The following is a 16,925-nucleotide window of genomic DNA, read 5'->3' as shown; positions in this document are numbered from 1 at the left end:
GGGTAAGCATCATCATGAAGCCCTCGGTGTTCACCGGGGGCTTTGTTCGTCAAACGCCGGAGTAAAGCATTGTGATGAGTAGTGACCAGTCGGGCGCGCTGGCAGGGGCCGCCGCGCCGTCCCCGAGCCTGAACGCCGTTACGGGCGACGCCACGGACAACTTCGTCCAGATCGTCGACGTCGTGAAGAAGTTCGGTGAGACCGTGGCGGTCAAGGGCGTCAACCTGTCGGTAAAGAAGGGCGAACTGTTCGCGCTGCTCGGCAGCTCCGGTTGCGGCAAGTCGACCTTGTTGCGCATGATGGCCGGGCTCGAAAGCGTGACCTCGGGCAAGATCCTGATCGACGGTGAAGACCTCGCGCAATTGCCGCCGTACCGCCGGCCGGTCAACATGATGTTCCAGTCGTATGCGCTGTTTCCGCACATGACCGTGGAGGGCAACGTCGCCTTCGGTCTGAAGCAGGAAGGCGTGCCCAAGGCCGAACTGAAGGAGCGCGTGCAGACCGCGCTCGAACTCGTGCAGATGGGCCGCTTCGCGAAGCGCAAGCCGAATCAGCTTTCCGGCGGCCAGCAGCAGCGCGTGGCGTTGGCGCGTTCGCTGGTCAAGCGGCCCAAGCTGTTGCTGCTCGACGAGCCGATGTCCGCGCTCGACAAGCAGATCCGTCAGCGCACCCAGATCGAACTGGTGAACATTCTCGACAAGGTCGGCGTGACCTGCGTGATGGTCACGCACGATCAGGAAGAGGCGATGACCATGGCGGGCCGCCTCGCGGTGATGAGCGAAGGCGAGATCATTCAGCTCGGCACGCCGCACGAAGTCTACGAGTATCCGAATAGCCGCTTTTCGGCCGAATTCATCGGCTCGACGAATCTGTTCGAAGGCCATACGGTCGAAGACGAGCCCGATCACGTGTTCATCGAAACGCCCGATCTGCCGTGCCGCCTGTATGTGAGCCACGGCATCACCGGTCCGCTCGGCATGCCGGTGACGATTTCGGTGCGCCCCGAGCGCATCGCGCTCACGCGCAAACCGCCGGAGGGTGCGTACAACTGGGGCAAGGGCGTCGTCACGAATATCGCTTACATGGGGGGCTATTCGCTCTATCACGTGAAGCTCGACGCCGGCAAAACGGTAATCGCGAATGTGACGAGCCTCGCGCTGACCGAGATCGATCCGCCTACCTGGGGCGACGAAGTGTACGTGCGCTGGAGCGCCTCGGCCGGTGTGGTGTTGACGTCATGAAGCGCTCGTTCAATTCCTTCGCCACCTGGCCGGTGCGGCGCTTCAACCTGACCGGCCGCACGGCGGTGGTGGCCGGGCCGTTCATCTGGCTGCTGCTGTTTTTCCTCGTGCCGTTCCTGCTGGTCGTCAAGATCAGCTTCGCCGATTTGCAGCTCGGCATTCCGCCGTATACGGAGTTGACCAAATTCGCGGACGGCGCGGTCCACATCACGCTCGACCTGTCGCATTACGCGTTTTTGCTGACCGACAGCCTCTATTTCGCGACCTACGTGAATTCCGTGGTGGTGGCCGCGATTTCGACGCTGCTGTGTCTGCTGATCGGCTATCCGATGGCGTATTACATCGCGCGTTCGAATCCCGCCAGCCGCAATCTGCTGATGATGGCCGTGATGCTGCCGTTCTGGACTTCCTTCCTGATTCGCGTGTATGCGTGGATCGGCATCCTGAAGAACAACGGCTTGCTGAACAACTTCCTGATGTCGGTCGGGTTGATTCACTCGCCGATCGAGCTGTATCACACGAACACTGCCGTTTATATCGGCATGGTCTATTCGTATCTGCCGTTTCTCGTCATGCCGCTGTATGCGCATCTGGTGAAGATGGACATGACGTTACTGGAGGCCGCCTACGACCTCGGCGCGAGGCCGTGGAAGGCGTTCTGGCAGATCACCTTGCCGCTCTCGAAGAACGGCATTATCGCCGGTTGTTTGCTGGTGTTCATTCCGGCGGTGGGCGAGTACGTGATTCCCGAATTGCTCGGCGGCGCGAATACGTTGATGATCGGCCGCGTGATGTGGAATGAGTTCTTCGACAATGCCGATTGGCCGATGGCGTCAGCCGTGACGTGCGCGATGGTGTTGTTGTTATTGGTGCCGATGGCGTTTTTCCAGTACGCGCAGGCGAAGGCGATGGAGGAAAGGCGCTGATGAAGCCGAACCGGATTTTGCAGTTCGTTGCCTTGGGGATTGGGTTTCTGTTTCTTTACATACCGATCGTCAGTCTGATTGTGTATTCGTTCAACGAATCGCAACTGGTCACGGTATGGACGCGCTTTTCGACGCGCTGGTATGCGGCGTTGTTGCAGGATGACGAGCTGATCGCGGCCGCGTGGCTGTCGTTGCGGGTGGCTTTGTTGACGGCGTTTGCGTCGGTGATCATCGGTACGTGGGCGGGGTTCGTGCTTGCGCGCATGGGGCGGTTTCGCGGCTTCACGCTGTATACGGGCATGATCAACGCGCCGTTGGTGATTCCCGAGGTGATTCAGGGGATTTCGTTGCTGCTCCTCTTTATCGAAATGGCCAAGTGGTTGGGATGGCCGGCCGGACGTGGCATTTTCACGATCTGGATCGGGCATGTCATGCTGTGTATTTCCTATGTGGCGATCATCGTGCAGTCGAGGGTGAAGGAGTTGCATCCTTCGCTTGAAGAGGCGGCGTTAGACCTTGGGGCTACGCCGTTGCGGGTGTTTTTCTTCATCACGTTGCCGTTGATTTCCCAGGCGCTTGTGTCCGGTTGGTTGTTGTCGTTCACTTTGTCGATTGACGATCTGGTGCTGTCGGCGTTCCTGTCCGGGCCTGGTTCGACGACCTTGCCACTGGTCGTTTTTTCGCGCGTCCGGTTGGGGCTGAATCCGGAGATGAATGCGTTGGCTACGCTGTTTATTGCGGTGGTGACAGTTGGGGTGGTGCTCGCCAACTATTTCATGCAGCGGGCCGAGAGGAAGCGGGCAGTCATGGCGGTTTAGAGCTTAGGGTGGTGGTTGGGTGTGTGTCCGCAACGGACCGGCCACCCAACCGGTAACCTCAAACCTTATAGCCGATCCGAACCCCGCCCCAATGCCGGCCTCCGACAAAAACCGGCGCGGAGGCGTCCTTCATCAGCACGAACTCCCCGCCGCCCATATCGCGCCGATAGGTTTGCAGCAAGAACGGCTTCGTATGTGAGGCGGCGGCGATCCCGGTTCGATCATCGAACATGCGCCGGTTACGGCAATTCGCCATATTCCAGACCACGTCATCACGCTGCGGCAAAGAGAACTTGAGATTGTGCGTTGGCAGATAACCGCGCAAATCGATCGCCGCACAAAACGCCACTCGCGGATCGAGATCGAGCAAAGGCTCCTGAATAGCCGGCAGCACGCGGTCGGTGAATGCGGTAAACCGCGTTAAAAACTGCGGCGGATTGCTCCCGGCCACCGGCACATAGCGCTGATCGAACAGATCCTCGATCGACACTTCACCGCGCGCCACGGCTGTTTCGAATGCCTTGCTCACGGCGGCCGCCGCCTTCTGCACGACTTCGATAAACCGCGTATCCGCCGTTTCCACACCCGTCGCGGCAGTCAGTTCGATCAAGGTCTCGGATACGCCGAGCAGATTCCCCAAACGGTCCTTCGCCTGCACGAAGTTTTCGCTCGAATCCTCCACGCCGCTCGCGATTTCCAACACCTGCGCCTCGAGCCCGTCGCATTGCGTTTCAATCTCGCCGGTCAACACGGCGATCTGTCCCGCCTCGTTGTTCAGATGCGCGATTGCGTCGCCGGTTGCATGCACGACGTCGCCGATCTTCCGCGTGCCTTCCCGCACGCGGTGTGCTCGCTCGGTGTTGGCGGAACCCTCCGTGATCAACTGCTCGGTCTGCTGCGTGAGTTGGGCGAGCGTCGTCTCGATCTGTCCCGTGGCCTGCGCGGTTTTCGCCGAGAGGTTCTTCACCTCGGCCGCCACCACGGCGAAGCTCTTGCCGGAATCGCCGGCGCGCGCGGCTTCGATCGCGGCATTCAGCGCGAGCAGATGCGTCTGGCGGGCGATCAGCGAAATCTCTTCGGATACGCGGCTCACATGCGCCAGCGCGCTGCGCAGCGCGCCGATCTGGCTTTCGATCACCGTTACGCCTTCCACGAGTCCATGGATGTCGGCCAGCGACGCTTCGAGCGTCTGCTGCGAATCCTGCACGCCGGTCGCGGCTTCGGCGGATACATGGCTCATTTTCCGCGCGGCTTCGGCAATGCGATGATTGCCCGCGAGCGTCTGCGCTGCCGACTCGCGTAGCGCCCGGCATACGTGCGCCTGGCGCTGCACGCGCGCGGCCACTTCGTCGACGTGGCCCGATACGTCGCAGATCTCGATGCCCAGCTTGCCGGCTTGCGCGGCAATATCGCCGACAACCGTCTGCGAACGGGCCGGTCGGCAAAAGCTGAAACGCGTCATGGTCGTCTCCTGGATGGTGTGCTTGGCGCATTCAATCGACACAATCATCCAATACGGATGCAGCGTCTTCCTGATGCATCTACGGCAGACTTTCAGTCGACTTGATACGGGGTATCCCGCAGTCGCTATCATGTGCGGTCAAATCGCGATCCGCAGCTTCACCGCAGATCTTTCTTTCTCTTACCAGCAACCATGATCGACTCCTTCGCGCGCGTTTCGGGCTGGCAACAGCTCTCTCATCTGTGGGAGCTGATCGTCATGCTCTGCAAATTTCTGTGGGGGCTGCTGCTTCTGCTCGGCGGTGGCTGAGCGCGCCGGCGCGGCGCAAGCGAACGGCGTGCGAAAAAGGCGTGCTAAATTCGCGCGCTACGGCCGCGCGCGAATCATCGATTGAAGGAGTCAGCGGGGAAAAACTGCGGAACTGAAAAAGCGTCGGATCATACCGGCGCGCGATACGTGCCTTCGTCAACCGGAAGACCCGCGCGAGGCGTGCCGAGAAACGCGCGCAGATCGGCCATGACGCGCTCCGGCGCTTCTTCCATGGGAATGTGGCCGAGCCCCGCATACATGACCGATTTTGCGCGCGGAATGCGGCTCGCGAATTCAGCCGCATGCGCCGTCGGAATCCAGCGATCCTTCGCACCCCATAGCACCAGCGCCGGCACGTCCAGGGTCTTCAGCACGTCCGTGTCGACTTCCTTGAAGTCGAGCGTGGGCACCATCTTGCCGATTGCTTCGCGCGTGCCTTGGCCGTGGAAGAACTCGACGTAGCGGCGCAGCGTCACCGCGTCGATCTTGCGCGGATCGCCATAGACATTGCGCACCGCGCTTTTGATGATGGCCTCGGGCAGCCACCACGGCGAACTGACCCGCACCAGCGCGCTATTGAACAGGCCGATGTAAATCGGCAGCTTCATCGGGAAGCCGGCCGAGTCGATCAGCACGAGCCGTTCAACGGCTTCGCGATGTCGAACCGCGTAGTCCCACGAGATGAGCCCGCCGAGTGAATTGCCAATGAAGGTCGCGCGCGAGACGCCGAGTGCCTGCAGGAACGTGTCGATAAAGCGACGATAGGTCGGCAGATTCATCGTTTCGATTGCGCCGCTGCTGGAGCGCAACGGTCCTGTCACGCCGAACGGCGGCAGATCAAGGCGGATCACGCGATACTCGCGCTTGAGTTCGTCGGCGACCCGATTCCACGTGTGCAGCGAAGACGCGAAGCCGTGGATCATCACGATGATGTCGCCGCTGCCTTCGTCGACGTAATGCACGTCGGCGCCCATGATCTTCACGAATCTGGAGCCGCTTTGCGTGTAGCGCCGCCGCAGTTCTTCGCGCGGCACGCTGGTGATGCCGAGGCGCTCGGCGAGCGAGCGCGACGGCAACGGGGTGGAGGCGGACGTGCTGGAGTCGATGCTTGCCATGGTTGTTGTCTCCCTTTTGGTTCGATTGGCTTCGAATCGGATTGCATCGGCGGCGTCTCACTCTCCCAGTCCATCAGCCACCGCTCATGTCGTCAGGGCGCGAAGCGATAGTCGCGCGGACGCACGCGCCGCGTGCGTTTGCGAAAGCTGAAAGTGAAGCCGGGCCACAACGCGGTGACCTTGCCGCTTCGGGTCTGATACCAGCTGTGACAGCCGCTCACCCATACGGAGTGCTGCATGTCCTTCTGCAAACGCGCGTTGAACTCGCGCTGCACGTCGGGCCGCAGAGTCATCGTGCGTGCCTTGCGGCGGCGCAGTACGCGCAGGCAATCGGCGATGTACTGCACTTGCGACTCGATCATGTAGATCATCGAGTTGTGGCCGAGCCCGGTATTCGGGCCGACGATCATGAAGAAGTTCGGGAAGTTCGCAATGCTGACGCCGAGGTAGGCCTCCGGTCCGTCGCGCAGCCACAGGGCGCCGAGATCCGCACCGTCGAGGCCGGTCACGTCGAAGGGCGCGCCGACGTCGTTGACCTGAAAGCCCGTGCCGCAGATGAGCGCGTCGGCGCGATGATGCGCGCCATCTTCGGTCACGATACCGTCGGCGACGATCTCGCGAATGCCGCTTGTCACTACGTCCACGTTCGGCTGGCTGAGCGCGGGATAGTAGTCGCTCGAAAGCAGCACGCGCTTGCAGCCGAGGCGGTAGTTCGGCGTGACCTTGGCGCGCAGTGCGGGGTCCTTGACGCGCCGTTCGAGATAGCTCAGGCCGAACTTCATCGGCACTTTCATCAGTTTCGGATTGACCACGAACGCGATAGCGCGCGATTCGAGTTGCCAGTAGATCGCGCTGCGCACGAAGCGCTGCGTGAACGGCAGATGCCGGAACAGCCACTGGGCGCGCGCGTCGATCGGCTTGTCGGGTTTGGGCATGACCCATGGCGCGGTGCGCTGGAACAGATCGAGGTGCGCGACGCGCGGCTGGATTTGCGGCACGAACTGGATCGCGCTTGCGCCGGTGCCGATTACCGCGACGCGTTTGCCGTCGAGCGGATACGCGTGGTCCCAGCGCGCCGAATGAAACAGCTTGCCTTCGAAGCGTTCGAGCCCCGCGATTCGCGGCATGGCCGGGCGCGACAGCGGGCCGCTCGCGGCGATCACGACGTCGGCTTCGATGCTTTCACGCACGCCATTCACATCGAGTTCGACGCACCAGACCTGGCGCGCTTCGTCGAAACGCGCCGCGCTCACGCGCGCGTTGTAGCGCACGTAGCGGTCCACACCGTATTTGCGGGCGCAATGCTTCAGATAAGCGAAGATCTCGACCTGGCCGCCGAACGCACGCGACCACGCCGGATTCGGCTCGAACGAAAACGAATAGAGATGCGAGGGCACGTCGCAGGCCGCGCCGGGATAGGTGTTGTCGCGCCACGTACCACCGATATCGCCGGCAGCCTCGTAAATCGTGAACGAGGTGATGCCCATGCGTTGCAGGCGAATCGCCATGCCGATGCCGGCAAAGCCGCTTCCGACAATCGCGATACGTGGCGCGGCAGGTGGGGCGGCAGGCGGGGCGGATGAGGCAGGCGTCACGGCGGTCTCCGGCATGGGGCGAATTGCAGGCGTATACAGATGTCTACTCCAGCTTATCGCGCAGGGTAGACAACTGTGCACCTCGCGTCAAGATCGTTTAGAGTGTTGCTATTAAACGCGCGTGACGCGCCTCGATTGAATCCACATGACATCCGTACCCGAAGCGGCGTCCATCGCCGAGCATGGCATTGCCGCGGGGCAGGAATTGCCGCCAGGCAAGCGCAAACTGATCGAAGCCGCATTGCGCCTGACCGCGGGCGGCCGCGGTTTTGCGAGCCTGGGTTTGCGCGAACTGGCGCGCGAGGCCGGACTCAACCCCAACACGTTCTATCGCCATTTCAACACGCTCGACGATCTGGCGCGCGAAGCCGTCGAATCGGTGAGCCGCCGTTTGCGGCCGATGCTGCGTCGCGAGCGCTGGCTCGCTGCGCACGACGAACCGCATAGCGTGCCGCGCCGTGCCTGCGTCGCGTTCTTTGCGTTCGCGCTGGAGAACCGCGAGGCGTTTCTAAGCGCGCTGGCCGAATATCATGGCACGTCGAGGGCGTTGCGCGAGGCCGTGCGTGCGAACCTGCACGAGGTGTCGGCGGAAATGGCCGACGACGTCGTGCAACTGGACCTGATGCCGACGCTCTCGCGCGAAACCGTCGACGAGGTCTGCACGCAGACCGTGCTGCAACTGTTCCATCTGTCGGCGGAGTACATTCATGCGGACAGCGCACGCCGCGATGCGCTGGTCGCGTATGCGGAGCGCTTTATCGTGAGGTTGTTCGCGGGTTCGGTGTTGCTGGCGCAGCATGAGGCGGGCAGGGCGCCTTTCTCGATGCGCGCATGAAGGCGGAGGTTTGAAGCCCGAAGCCTGAAATCTGAACCGCAGCGCCATAACGGAAACAGGCTCCATGAAGGAGCCTGTTTTCATCCACGCATGCCTGCGCGACTGATTGAATCTCAGCCGCGACTGGGCTCAGGTGTCGTTCCAGCCGCCGGAGTCGTCGTTGCTGCCCATATCGACGCCGCCGCTGTTGTCGCTCCAGTCGTTCGAGCCCTGGCCAAAGTCGAGGCCACCGCCATTGCCGCCGTCATTGCCACGGCGGCGCGCTTCGTCGTCGACGACCACGTCACGCTCCACCACGCGCTCACGCCCGGAATTCAGCGCTTCACCGAGCAGCACGCCAGTCAGCAGGCCGCCCATGCCGCCGCCAAAACCGCCGCCGCCTTGCTGCACGATGACCTGCGGTTGTTGCTGATACGGTCCTTGCTGCGGATAGGGCGCTTGCGGCGGATTGCCGAAACGTTCGGCTTCCTGCGCATACGGCGACTGTTGCGTGCCGGCGGCCGGCGCGGCATACGGATCGGGCTTGCCATCCACCCGTGCGCGCAGACTGCCGAGGCGTTGTTCGAGTTCGTCGAGTTGATACGGCGGCACCGGACTCTTGCTGTTCGACAGGGATTCGACGAGGCCGCGCAACTGGTCTTCGGTCGCTTCGACTTCCTTCTCCAGCGCCTCATGCCCTTGCACCGTGGAGAGCTTCACGTCGAGCTTGAGCGAACGCACGGTGTTGAGCATTTCAGTGGCGCGCTTGAGTTGCACGCGACGATCGTCGTCGGCGCGCGTATCGCCCTGCGTACGGGCGCGACGCAAGGTCCAGCGCAGCACGAGCGCGATCACGCCGACGAGGACAAGGATGCCGATCCACATGCCCATGCCCGGACCATGCCGTTGCGGCGCTTGCGACATCATGGCCGATTGCTGCTGCACGGCCGGCGCGGTCTGCTGCACGAACGGGTTGGCCGCGTGGCTCGTGGTGTTGCCGGCGGCCGCGCCCGCGCGTTCCGCGTCCTTGCGAATGCGCGCTTCGGTTTGCGCGAAACGGGTCGGGTCGGTGAAGCGGATTTGCGGGTCGAGGGTCTTGGCCTGTTGCACCTGCGCGAGGGCGTCGGCGGAACGGCCTTCACGGTCGAGCACCTGGGCGTACAGATAATGCGCGCGCGCATTGTTCGGATGCGCCTGCAGCACTTCGCTCAGGCCGGCGTCGGCTTGCTGCCAGTTGCCTTGCGACATGGCCGATTCGATCTGCTGAACCGTCGGCACGGCGAACGCCGCAGCCGACACGAACAGCAGTGAGGCAAACGCGGTTGCGAGGAATTTTTTCATTTACGGACCGGGCGCGCTGCGCCCGTCTCCTTCAGTCGTTTCCGGCGGCTCACACAAGGGCCGCCGGTATGTACTGCTGCCGACGCAATTACTGGGCCGGCGTGTTGATCTGCTTCTTCAACGCTTCGAGACGATCTTCGACGGACGGACCGCGGTTCAGATCCGCGAGCTTGTCGTCGAGGGCCTTGCCGCTCTTCACGTCGGCCGAATTCAGGCGCGCGTCCGAACGCGCATTCGACAGCGCAACCTTGTCTTCCAGCTTCTGGAAGTCCTCGGACAGATTCTTGCCGCCGATGCCGCCCAACGCCGTAGCCGCGACATCTTTTGCCTGAGCGATCTGCTGCTTGGCTTGCAAAATGTTCGAGCGTGCGTTCAGGTCGTTGCGACGGGTACGCATGTCTTCGATCTGACTCTTCAGCTGTGCCACCGACGGCTCCAGCGTGGTCAACTCCTTCGCCAGCGCATCGCGTTCGGCTTCGGCCGTGGCTTGCGCGCCGAGGGCTTCACGCGCGAGCGCTTCGTCGCCGGATTGCAGCGCGCGTTTGGCGCCGTCTTCGTACTTCTTCGCCTTGTCCGCTGCAACATCGCGCTTGCTTTGCTGCGTGGCCACTTGTGCCTGAATCTCGATCAGCGAGTTCTCGGCTTTGGCGATGCTCTCGTCGAGTTCGCGCACGATCTGGCGCGAGTCGCGCGACGGATCCTGCACGGAATCGGCTGCGTCGTTCAGGAGACCTTTGAGCGTGCGCGAAATGCTGTCAAAAAGCGACATGAAAACCTCCAAAGAATGTAAACGGCGCTGAATAACCCCGCGCGCCCAACTGCATTCAACTGCTACTTTACGCCGCCGCGCGCGAAGCTGCGCAACGTTCGGACCGGAGTTCGGGGCACCCGCACCGATTGCAATAGCGGCGGCGTAAATTGTCCCGTTCGATTGTCCGATTCGAATATCGAGCGGCGAGTTGTTCAATCGTTAAATCGCGCGGCGCGTCAATCCGACGCTCGCGGATATTACACCACGTGCTCTCTTAAAACCGCCTTAAAGGGAGCGATGACAGATTCGCCAACCTTGGCACATGTGTATTGCCGAAAGGGCTTGCTGAAAGGATTTGCCGAAAGCTCGCGCATTCGAACGAACGGACATGTAACGATATGCAACGGTAACGTGCCGACTGGCATGGCGCGACAGGCATCGCACCAGAGGATCAGGCGAAGCGGCCGCCCTTCGTGCTCGGATCACCGAGCGGATCGTCGTCTTCGTGCGCGCTGTCGAGGCGAGGGCGTTTGAGCACGCTGCACAATTGCGCTTCCGAGTCGGCCGATTCAGGCGCGGAGCCTTGCACCGAAGCCGCCTTGGCCGCTGCCACGCGCGCGACCGCCTCCGCGGTTGCCGCGGCTTCCTCGTCGATTTCGGCGGCGAGGGCGGCGGCGACGCCCGCCGGGAGCAAAGGCGCGGGTTCGCCTTCGCCTGGCGCGGGCGGCAACTCACTCGCGGCCGGCCTTGCCGCAGCGGAGCCTGCGTCGCCATGCGCGGACCCGCCGGTCGCGCCATCGACGCGCGGTTGCAGGGCCGGCGGCAGCGGGGCGCGTGCATGCCGCGGGCCGCGCGCGACCCGTTGCAGCGCGGCGTCGAGCGCGTCCGGCGCGCGTGGCGCGCGCAACCGGTCGACGATGCTCGCCGCCTTCACCTGTTCACTAGTCGCGCCGAAGCTCAGCACCGCGCGCCGCATCAGCTCGCTGACGCTGATGCCCAGATTCTCCGCGGTGGAGGTGATCGCGCGTTTCTGCGCGGTGGTGACGAATACGACGATGCGTTCGCTGGGCTTGTTCATGGTCGGCTCGCATACTTGTTGGCATGGGCGGTTCAAAGCGGGCATTTGGCGGACGCCGCGGCGCGCGCACGTGTTAGCGCGCGCGGAGTCCATCATATGACGAGTTGCTCCGATGCGGAACGGGCGCGACGTGAAAATCCCGTGACATCAACGAGTTGTAGCGTTTGCGGGCGGCTTGTCCACAGGCCTTTCAACATTTTCTGTGAATAACTCCAGCGGGGCGCAAAAGCGCTCATGTCACTGCCCGGAACTACAGACTCCTTTCGCGCGAAGGGAATTCTTACAAAAAAACTAACTTGGAGCGCGCGCGATTTCTTTTAAAATGCGCTGTTACGTTGCGCCGGACAGGGTCCGGGCATGCCGTGCGGCCGGCCGGGGGCAAAGGGCCGCGCGGTGGTTTGCGCCTCAGGCTACGCTGCTCGATCACGAACCATGTGCGCGCCATGAGCGCGTGCAGAAAGGCGTTCAGTCATGCGCCCACTATTCCAGTCATGCCAATCATCAAACGACCGCATTCATCCAATTCTCCGTCTGGTGAAGACCGGGATTTCTACCAACGCACGCCAGGTCGCAATGCCGCTTCGCGCGACGCCGAGGCCGGCCGCCGTTCAATCGGCGCAACCCTCGCCATCTGGTTCGCCGGCCTGATCGCGACTATCGCGGTGGTGGGCGCGCTGATCATCGGCTATGCGCTGGTGGTGATGGGGCCGCAACTGCCGTCGCTCGACGCGCTGACCGACTATCGACCGAAGGTGCCGCTGCGCGTCTACACCGCGGACCATGTGCTGATCGGCGAATTCGGCGAGGAGCGGCGCAGTCTCGTGCGCTTCCAGGACATTCCCGATCAGATGAAGAAAGCGGTGCTCGCGATCGAAGACTACCGCTTCTACGAACACGGCGGCGTCGACTTCATCGGCATTCTGCGGGCAGGTGTGTCCGACCTTTCGCACGGCGGCGCCTCACAGGGCGCGAGCACGATCACCATGCAGGTGGCGCGCAACTTCTTCCTCTCCAGCGAGAAGACCTACACGCGCAAGATCTACGAAATGCTGCTCGCGTACAAGATCGAACGCGCGCTGACCAAGGATCAGATTCTCGAGCTGTACATGAACCAGATTTATCTGGGCGAGCGCGCATACGGTTTTGCCGCTGCCGCGCGCGTGTACTTCGGTAAGGACCTGAAAGACATCACGCTGGCGGAATCGGCGATGCTGGCCGGTTTGCCGAAGGCGCCGTCCGCGTATAACCCGGTGGTCAATCCGAAGCGCGCGAAGATCCGTCAGGAGTACATTCTGCGGCGCATGCTCGAGCTGAAATACATCAGCCAGGAGCAATACGACCAGGCGGTGAAGGAAGAGATCCACACCAAGAATCCGGGCAACGAATATAGCGTGCATGCCGAGTACATCGCCGAAATGGTCCGGCAGATGATGTACGCGCAGTACAAGGACGAAACCTATACGCGCGGCCTGAACGTCACCACCACGATCGACTCCGCCGACCAGGACGCCGCCTATCGCGCGGTGCGCAAGGGCGTGATGGATTACGAGCGGCGCCATGGTTATCGCGGGCCGGAAGGCTTCGTGCAACTGCCCGCGCCGGGTGACGACCGCGATCAGACGATCGACGACGCGCTCACCGATCATCCCGATAACGGCGAGATCATCGCCGCCGTGGTGACGGACGTGAATCCGAAGCAGGTCAAGGCGCAACTGGTGGACGGCACGCAGCTCGCGATCAGCGGCGACGGTCTGCGTTTCGTCGCCGGCGCATTGAGCGCGCGCGCCACGGCCGCCACGAAGATCAAGGTCGGCTCGATCGTGCGCGTGCTCGCCGACGACAAGGGCAACTGGCAGATCACGCAACTGCCGCAAGTGGAGGGCGCGCTGGTGTCGCTCACGCCGCAGGACGGCGCGATTCGCGCGCTGGTGGGCGGCTTCGACTTCAACAAGAACAAGTTCAACCACGTCACGCAGGCGTGGCGTCAGCCGGGTTCGAGCTTCAAGCCGTTCATCTATTCGGCGGCGCTCGACAAGGGTCTCGGACCGGCCACGATCATCAACGACGCGCCGCTCTATTTCCCGTCGAGCACGCCGGGCGGCGACGCGTGGGAGCCGAAGGACGACGACCAGCCCGACGGTCCGATGCCGTTGCGTCTTGCGTTGCAGAAGTCGAAGAACCTGGTGTCGATCCGCATTCTGTCGTTCATCGGCACCAAGTACGCGCAAGACTTCGTCACGCAGCGGTTCGGCTTCGACGCCGACAAGACCCCGCCGTATCTGCCAATGGCGCTCGGTGCGGGCCTCGTCACGCCGTTGCAGTCGGCGGGTGCGTATTCGGTGTTCGCGAACGGTGGCTACCGGATCAATCCGTATCTGATCAACGAGGTGACGGACGCGCGCGGCGAGCCGCTCTCCAAAGCGCAACCGCTCACAGCCGGTCGCGATGCGCCGCGTACGCTCGAACCGCGTAACGCGTACATCATGAACAGCCTGCTGCATTCGGTGGCGACGGCCGGCACGGGTGCCGGCACCAACGCGCTGCATCGTTCGGACTTGCAGGGCAAGACCGGGACGACCAACGACGCGAAAGACGGCTGGTTCGCCGGCTATCAGCAATCGCTCGTGGCGGTGGCGTGGATGGGTTATGACCAGCCGAAGACGCTCGGCAGCCGTGAGTTCGGTGCGCAACTGGCCTTGCCGATCTGGGTGGAGTACATGCAGCGCGCGTTGCGCGGCGTGCCGCAGAGCGAGCCGGCGCAGCCGGACGGCGTGACTTCGGTCGACGGCGAGCTGTTCTATACGGACATGACGCCGGGCAATGGCTTCGTGGCCAGCATCGGTCTCGATTCGGCGAATCCGACCGCGGGCGTGAGCGACGCGGTCGGCGGCGTGGGACCCGCGGGCATGACGCCGCCGGTCGTGCCACCGCCTAGCGTTTCGTCGAACGAGAAGAAGCAGATCATGGATCTGTTCGAGTCCAACAAGCCCTGATGTCCCGCAAGGGGACGTTCAGTGGGGCGCAGCAGGCGTGTGCGGGCCGCATGAGCACGGCGGAGTCCGCGCACGCAAGATTCTGAAAGTGAAGCGAAGCGGCGCCTGGCGCGGCTTTCGCTCGGATTGCCGCGTGGCCCACCCAGCGGATTGTGTGCGCGGCACGCGCAGTGTGTTTTAATCACGCCTGCGGTGTATTTATCAAGGGTCCTAAAGGACGCCTATTCCCTAGACGGTTTCGGCCTCCAGCACCACTGCGTCTCGCCGCGAGCGGGATGTCCATTCTCGAACTCCGCGCCGCGCGAGACCCGGTATGACGCGCGCGCCAGTCACTTCGTCCGTTGGCAATGTTGAGGTTGCGGCGGGCGGCGTGTTTGCCATCCAGCATCCACCGGGTCCCGCCTCGTGAAAAATCGAATTCTGATCTGTCTGATGACAGGTCTGCTGCGCGCGTTTGCGTTTCTGCCGTATAGCGTGGTCGCACGAATCGGCACGGGTATCGGCGCGTTGCTCTACCGCATTCCGAGCACGCGCCGGCGCGTCGTACATACCAACCTGAAGCTGTGTTTTCCGGATATGAGCGACGAGGCGCGCGAACGTCTGGCGCGTGCGCACTTTTGTCACGTTATCCGCAGCTATGTCGAGCGTGGGCCGCAGTGGTTCGGTAATGCGCAGGCGCTCGCACGCCTCGTCGAGGTGGAGAGCGCAATCGATCTCTCGGATATGACGGGTCAGCCGACGATTTTCGTCGGCTTCCATTTCGTCGGCATCGAGGCGGGCTGCATGATGTATTCGACGCGGCATCCGGTCGCCTCGCTCTATACGCCGATGTCGAACCTTCTTTTCGACGCGATGGCCAAGCGCCAGCGCGGTCGTTTCGGCACCGAGATGATTCCGCGCAGCGACAGCGTGCGGCGCGCGTTGCGCACGTTGCGCGAAGGCAAGCCCGTAATGCTGGCCGCCGATATGGATTTCGGCTTGCGCGATTCGGTGTTCGTGCCGTTCTTCGGCGTGCCGGCCTGCACGCTGACCTCCGTCTCGCGGATGGCGCGTGCGGCGAATGCGCGGGTAGTGCCGTTCGTCACGGAGGTGTTGCCGGACTACCGCGGATACAAGCTGAATATCTTCGAAGCGCTGAGCGATTTTCCGTCCGACGACGTAGCGGTCGACGCGCGGCGTCTCACCGCGTTTCTCGAGACGCAGGTTAGACGGATTCCTGATCAATATTATTGGGTGCATAAGCGGTTCAAGAACCGGCCGGCGGGTGAGGCGAGTGTTTATTGATGCTGTTCGGTGACGGGCTGCGGCAATGCGCGCGTCGCTGCGCTCACCCTTGGGTGAGCGCGCGGCGTCGCTAAACGCGTCGGCGGCAGAATGTGGTGCGCGGCCAAGGACTTAGCTGGTATCTCCGGATGTTATCAACAGGTCTGTCAACACAAACTGTGGATAAAGTGTCGTGCGATGCACAAGGTCTTCGATCATGGCCGCACTCGGACGACGGCACCCGCTTCCCCGGCCACGTTCATACTGGTGCGAAGGGAACCAGTGTCCACTTCCGCTACCGTTTCGATGGCGAGTCGCGCGAAATGCCACTTGGTGCATGATCGCGCGTGGCGCTCGTCGCAAGATCAACCGAGCCGTGCGCGGCCCTCGCAGCGGGAACGCTCGACCACAGCACGAACACACTCCTATAGACCGCTTCCTGCGGGCGCAGCACTAGAGTTTGATATCTGCGCTTGATCTCTACGGCGAGAATGCCGAGCTTATTTGCTGAAGTGAAGGCGGCGCGCCAGTTCTGCATCTATCAAAACGTCGTAATCGTCCTCGGGGCTCCAAAAATTTTTCTTCGTTGCCTCGGGGAATATGGCTGAATCGGATGCCTTGGGTTCGCCATTCTTTTGCTTTGGCTCAACGATATCTGACAATTTTTGTTATGGGTTCCTACAGCTTGCGTCGGCATTCCCTGGTCCGGGTTTGTGTGAACGCAAGTCGCGCGTAATTTTAAGAGTTGTCGGATTTTCCGGTCATCTTGGTCCCTATAGGTTGCTTGTGCGTCAAACAAGTACAAAGCAAGCCAATAGGGATAAAAATGAAAAGACAAAGACTGTACGGGGAGGCGGCCGGATTTTCGGGCCGTCTAATGGCTGCGTTCGTGTTGCTGATACTTGCGTTCAGCGCAAATGCAGACGACTGCTTCTCACTGTACGCGAAGTCCGGCGCCACACCGGGCTCCAAGACCTGCAAGCTCGACGTGACGAGCAACACGCCGGGTGGTATGGGCAACTACGCGTGTATTAACGACCTCGCACTAATTGATCAGTGGTGCAACTCAACCGAAACCCCGCCTGACGATACTTGCCCGGTGGCGGACCCGGTGTTTCCCGCCAACGGGATTGTGACTCTCTCTGAAACTGACTTTGCAAGCGGCGATACGTCGCCGCTTGTGTTCAGTCGTAGCTACCTGTCGAAGCCGTTCGACAAA

At 62.2% G+C, this 16,925-nt stretch carries 13 protein-coding genes; 7 read left to right on the top strand and 6 right to left on the bottom strand.

Annotation, left to right across the window (positions count from 1 at the left end; genetic code table 11):
- Positions 1-74 precede the first annotated feature (74 nt).
- From P0D71_RS32765 to P0D71_RS32755, 3 genes are read left to right on the top strand one after another with little or no spacing between them, the layout of a single operon-like run.
- On the top strand, positions 75-1,241 hold the full coding sequence (locus P0D71_RS32765; RefSeq protein WP_408187583.1) for an ABC transporter ATP-binding protein: 1,167 nt from the start codon (positions 75-77) through the stop codon (positions 1,239-1,241).
- Complete coding sequence (locus tag P0D71_RS32760; protein WP_091793673.1) at positions 1,238-2,167, top strand: ABC transporter permease subunit; 930 nt, start codon at positions 1,238-1,240, stop codon at positions 2,165-2,167. Before P0D71_RS32765 ends, P0D71_RS32760 begins: the two co-directional genes overlap by 4 nt.
- On the top strand, positions 2,167-2,985 hold the full coding sequence (locus P0D71_RS32755; protein WP_408353218.1) for an ABC transporter permease subunit: 819 nt from the start codon (positions 2,167-2,169) through the stop codon (positions 2,983-2,985). The genes P0D71_RS32760 and P0D71_RS32755 overlap by 1 nt, the downstream gene beginning before the upstream one ends.
- A 58-nt stretch (positions 2,986-3,043) precedes the next feature.
- Here the strand turns inward: P0D71_RS32755 and P0D71_RS32750 are convergent, their stop codons facing one another.
- From P0D71_RS32750 to P0D71_RS32740, 3 genes are all read right to left on the bottom strand, one after another.
- Positions 3,044-4,447, bottom strand: a complete 1,404-nt coding sequence (locus P0D71_RS32750) for a methyl-accepting chemotaxis protein (RefSeq protein WP_408483594.1) — start codon at positions 4,445-4,447, stop codon at positions 3,044-3,046.
- A gap of 437 nt (positions 4,448-4,884) precedes the next feature.
- Positions 4,885-5,871: an alpha/beta fold hydrolase gene (locus tag P0D71_RS32745; RefSeq protein ID WP_408483593.1), complete on the bottom strand. Its 987-nt coding sequence runs from the start codon at positions 5,869-5,871 to the stop codon at positions 4,885-4,887.
- 92 nt (positions 5,872-5,963) lie between these two features.
- Complete coding sequence (locus tag P0D71_RS32740) at positions 5,964-7,466, bottom strand: flavin-containing monooxygenase (RefSeq protein ID WP_408483592.1); 1,503 nt, start codon at positions 7,464-7,466, stop codon at positions 5,964-5,966.
- Positions 7,467-7,611: 145 nt separating this feature from the next.
- Here P0D71_RS32740 and P0D71_RS32735 point away from each other — a divergent pair, with 145 nt between their 5' ends.
- Positions 7,612-8,301, top strand: coding sequence for a TetR family transcriptional regulator (locus P0D71_RS32735; RefSeq protein WP_408483591.1), 690 nt, complete (start codon positions 7,612-7,614; stop codon positions 8,299-8,301).
- Between the two features lie 129 nt (positions 8,302-8,430).
- Here P0D71_RS32735 and P0D71_RS32730 read toward each other — a convergent pair whose 3' ends face one another.
- From P0D71_RS32730 to P0D71_RS32720, 3 genes are all read right to left on the bottom strand, one after another.
- Positions 8,431-9,621 (bottom strand): tetratricopeptide repeat protein, encoded by a 1,191-nt coding sequence (locus tag P0D71_RS32730; protein WP_408483590.1) that lies wholly within the window; start codon positions 9,619-9,621, stop codon positions 8,431-8,433.
- A gap of 88 nt (positions 9,622-9,709) precedes the next feature.
- Positions 9,710-10,390, bottom strand: a complete 681-nt coding sequence (locus P0D71_RS32725; RefSeq protein ID WP_011488613.1) for a PspA/IM30 family protein — start codon at positions 10,388-10,390, stop codon at positions 9,710-9,712.
- Between the two features lie 433 nt (positions 10,391-10,823).
- The gene (locus tag P0D71_RS32720) at positions 10,824-11,450 is read right to left on the bottom strand and encodes a hypothetical protein (RefSeq protein WP_408483589.1); all 627 of its coding nucleotides are present in this window, start codon (positions 11,448-11,450) and stop codon (positions 10,824-10,826) included.
- 491 nt (positions 11,451-11,941) lie between these two features.
- On the opposite strand from P0D71_RS32720, the gene P0D71_RS32715 reads away from it, so the two are divergent.
- The 3 genes from P0D71_RS32715 to P0D71_RS32705 all read left to right on the top strand — a co-directional run.
- Positions 11,942-14,443: a penicillin-binding protein 1A gene (locus P0D71_RS32715; protein ID WP_408483588.1), complete on the top strand. Its 2,502-nt coding sequence runs from the start codon at positions 11,942-11,944 to the stop codon at positions 14,441-14,443.
- 405 nt (positions 14,444-14,848) lie between these two features.
- Complete coding sequence (locus tag P0D71_RS32710; RefSeq protein WP_408298229.1) at positions 14,849-15,727, top strand: lipid A biosynthesis lauroyl acyltransferase; 879 nt, start codon at positions 14,849-14,851, stop codon at positions 15,725-15,727.
- A gap of 805 nt (positions 15,728-16,532) precedes the next feature.
- On the top strand, positions 16,533-16,925 hold a 393-nt coding region (locus P0D71_RS32705; protein WP_408483587.1), incomplete at its 3' end, for a DUF6531 domain-containing protein.

The sequence above is a fragment of the Paraburkholderia sp. RL17-383-BIF-A genome, assembly GCF_046028015.1.
GTDB lineage: Bacteria > Pseudomonadota > Gammaproteobacteria > Burkholderiales > Burkholderiaceae > Paraburkholderia.
This window is presented reverse-complemented; position numbering and strand designations above follow the sequence as displayed.

Bases quoted from the DNA above. Each gene is read 5' to 3' on its own strand.
- P0D71_RS32765 (WP_408187583.1), top strand. From the start codon at position 75: ATGAGTAGTGACCAGTCGGGCGCGCTGGCAGGGGCCGCCGCGCCGTCC.
- P0D71_RS32760 (WP_091793673.1), top strand. From the start codon at position 1,238: ATGAAGCGCTCGTTCAATTCCTTCGCCACCTGGCCGGTGCGGCGCTTC.
- P0D71_RS32755 (WP_408353218.1), top strand. From the start codon at position 2,167: ATGAAGCCGAACCGGATTTTGCAGTTCGTTGCCTTGGGGATTGGGTTT.
- P0D71_RS32750 (WP_408483594.1), bottom strand. From the start codon at position 4,447: ATGACGCGTTTCAGCTTTTGCCGACCGGCCCGTTCGCAGACGGTTGTC.
- P0D71_RS32745 (WP_408483593.1), bottom strand. From the start codon at position 5,871: ATGGCAAGCATCGACTCCAGCACGTCCGCCTCCACCCCGTTGCCGTCG.
- P0D71_RS32735 (WP_408483591.1), top strand. From the start codon at position 7,612: ATGACATCCGTACCCGAAGCGGCGTCCATCGCCGAGCATGGCATTGCC.
- P0D71_RS32730 (WP_408483590.1), bottom strand. From the start codon at position 9,621: ATGAAAAAATTCCTCGCAACCGCGTTTGCCTCACTGCTGTTCGTGTCG.
- P0D71_RS32725 (WP_011488613.1), bottom strand. From the start codon at position 10,390: ATGTCGCTTTTTGACAGCATTTCGCGCACGCTCAAAGGTCTCCTGAAC.
- P0D71_RS32720 (WP_408483589.1), bottom strand. From the start codon at position 11,450: ATGAACAAGCCCAGCGAACGCATCGTCGTATTCGTCACCACCGCGCAG.
- P0D71_RS32715 (WP_408483588.1), top strand. From the start codon at position 11,942: ATGCCAATCATCAAACGACCGCATTCATCCAATTCTCCGTCTGGTGAA.